We start from the raw sequence: 2,491 nt of genomic DNA on the forward strand, positions 1-2,491 counted from the left end.
CATATTACAATAATTATAATACTGCATGTTATTATGCCCATGATTCTGGCAATATAGTGGTAATATCTTATTGTTGGAAAGGTAGCTACCCATAGTAAAAGTTGGAAGATATACAGAATTTTTTAATTTAAATAAACCCGTACTGATATCTGATCTAGGTTCAATATTTTGATTATTATTAACTGCAAATAAAGAGCTGTTTAATTTTGATAAACTGTGTGAACGAAGATAAAGAGGGGACATTTTGCAAATATACTGTACTTTATACTTTACAAGTCGTCCTGTGCCGTTATCTGAGAAAATACGGCATTATTAGTAGACTTTTTCCTCTTAGCAGTTCTTGTATAAGTTACACAACATAACCCTTTCACTAGTCTTGTTTATTCGCTATATTGTTGGAGGTTTTCATAATTTTTCCAATCGATGAATATTTTCAAACGGATTTCCTCCTTGATTTTGAGCAAATTAGATAAGTTGAAGCAAGGGGTACCAAGTGTAACAAATTTTATTGTGGAGCCTCCAAGCAATAGAACACATGGTGATATTTACACAAATGTTGCTATGGTGCTCGCAAAGCATGAAAAGAAGAAACCTGTGGAGATTGCAGAGGTTTTAGCCAGAGAATTTGCACTGTTTGATGAGATTGCAAGAGTAGAAATAGCTGGCCCTGGTTTCATTAATATGCACTTAAAAGTAGAAGTATGGCATGGGATTTTAGAGCAAATAAATGAGCTGAAAACGGAGTTTGGCACTCTCAACATTGGAAATAACCAGGCTATCAATGTTGAATTTGTATCTGCAAATCCAACCGGCCCACTGCATATTGGTCATGCAAGAGGTGCAGTGTTTGGTGATGTTCTAACAAATTTACTGAAAAAAGTTGGTTATAGAGTCACTAAAGAGTACTACATTAATGATGCCGGAGCACAGATAGATACGCTAGTTCGGTCGGTGTATTTACGATATAAAGAAGCCCTAGGAGAAAAAATTAGCATTGAAAAAGGCTTATACCCTGGTGAATATTTAAAGCCAATAGGGGAGGAGCTAGCCAAAAAATACGGCAGAGAGCTTCTAGAAAAGCAAGATAACCGAGTAATTAGAGAATATACTTTAAGCTCTATCTTAGAATTAATAAAGGAAGGCATGAACTTGCTTGGAGTAAGTCATGATGTCTTTACTTCAGAGTATGAACTACAAAAAAGTGGTAAGATCGAGAAAAGCATAAAGCTGTTGTCTGATAAGGGCTTAGTATATGAAGGATACCTAGAAAAACCAAAAAGTAAAGAGAGTGAAAACTGGACTTCCAGAAAAGAGATGTTATTTCGTTCTACAGAGTTTGGTGATGATGTTGACCGTGCACTGAAAAAAGAGGACGGCAGTTGGACTTATTTTGCTTCAGATATTGCTTACCATTTCGATAAGATATCACGTGGTTTCAACAATATGATAGTAGCACTCGGTAGTGATCATGGTGGCTACATTAAAAGGTTAAAAGCGGTTATCTCTGCGCTGAGTGATAATCAAGCAAAAATAGAGGTAAAATTTCATAACGTTGTGAATTTTTTTGAGAATGGAAAACCCGTTAAGATGTCTAAAAGATCAGGAAACTTCCTGACAGTAAGGGATGTAGTAGAAGAAGTTGGTAGGGATATTACTCGTTTTATAATGCTAACGCGCAAGAACGACATGGTTCTTGACTTTGATTTTACTAAAGTTAAAGAGCAATCAAAAGACAATCCTATTTTTTATGTGCAATATGCGCACGTTCGTGCTCATTCATTGATGCGCAACGCTCCAAAAGAGCTCCCAAAAGCGAATCCTTCACTCCTAAAGACTAATGAAGAGCTCTTCCTCATAAAAACCTTGGCAAAGTGGCCAGATGTAGTAGAAACTGCAGCAAGGCTTTGTGAGCCGCACAGAATCACTTTCTATTTGCTTGAAGTTGCAGAAGCATTTCACATTTTATGGGGTTATGGCAAGAGTGATTTAAATATGCGGTTCATACTGGAGGACAACCCAAACCTCACCGCTGCGAGAATATTTCTCGTACAAGCCTTAGTACACGTCATCGCTTCTGGACTTTCCATGTTTAACATAGAGCCTTTGGAAGAGATGAAGTAAATAAAAAAATATAAAAAGAAACTCTAACCCACTTGTGCATTAAGCTGCAGCCGTGTAACGTCTCTCTTTCTTGCTGTTGATGATTATTTTACCTATTGTAACTACTGCTAAAATAAAGCGATAATGCACCTTGGGTTAATAAAGAAATAGGTGGCACGGAAGCTATACTGCCTGCTAGCAGTAGTTGAGAACCATAAGGTAAGATATCTTTTATAGTATAGATAAAAATATCCAGTAAGTATACACTCATTACGATACAATATTACCGCTTCTCTGCAAGTCTTTTTGTAATATTACCACTTAGTAAAGTATCTATGGTGTTATTAGCAACTAAAATAGTAAACATAGATGCTGTACCTGCTACGATTGT

At 36.4% G+C, this 2,491-nt stretch carries 1 protein-coding gene; it reads left to right on the plus strand.

Translation table 11 applies throughout. The features are described from left to right. Nucleotides 1-423 precede the first annotated feature (423 nt). Nucleotides 424-2,121: an arginine--tRNA ligase gene (argS, locus tag CCY16_RS01320; protein WP_088414364.1), complete on the plus strand. Its 1,698-nt coding sequence runs from the start codon at nucleotides 424-426 to the stop codon at nucleotides 2,119-2,121. The last annotated feature ends 370 nt before the right edge of the window (nucleotides 2,122-2,491 follow it).

Source organism: Wolbachia endosymbiont of Wuchereria bancrofti (genome assembly GCF_002204235.2).
Taxonomy (GTDB): Bacteria; Pseudomonadota; Alphaproteobacteria; order Rickettsiales; family Anaplasmataceae; genus Wolbachia.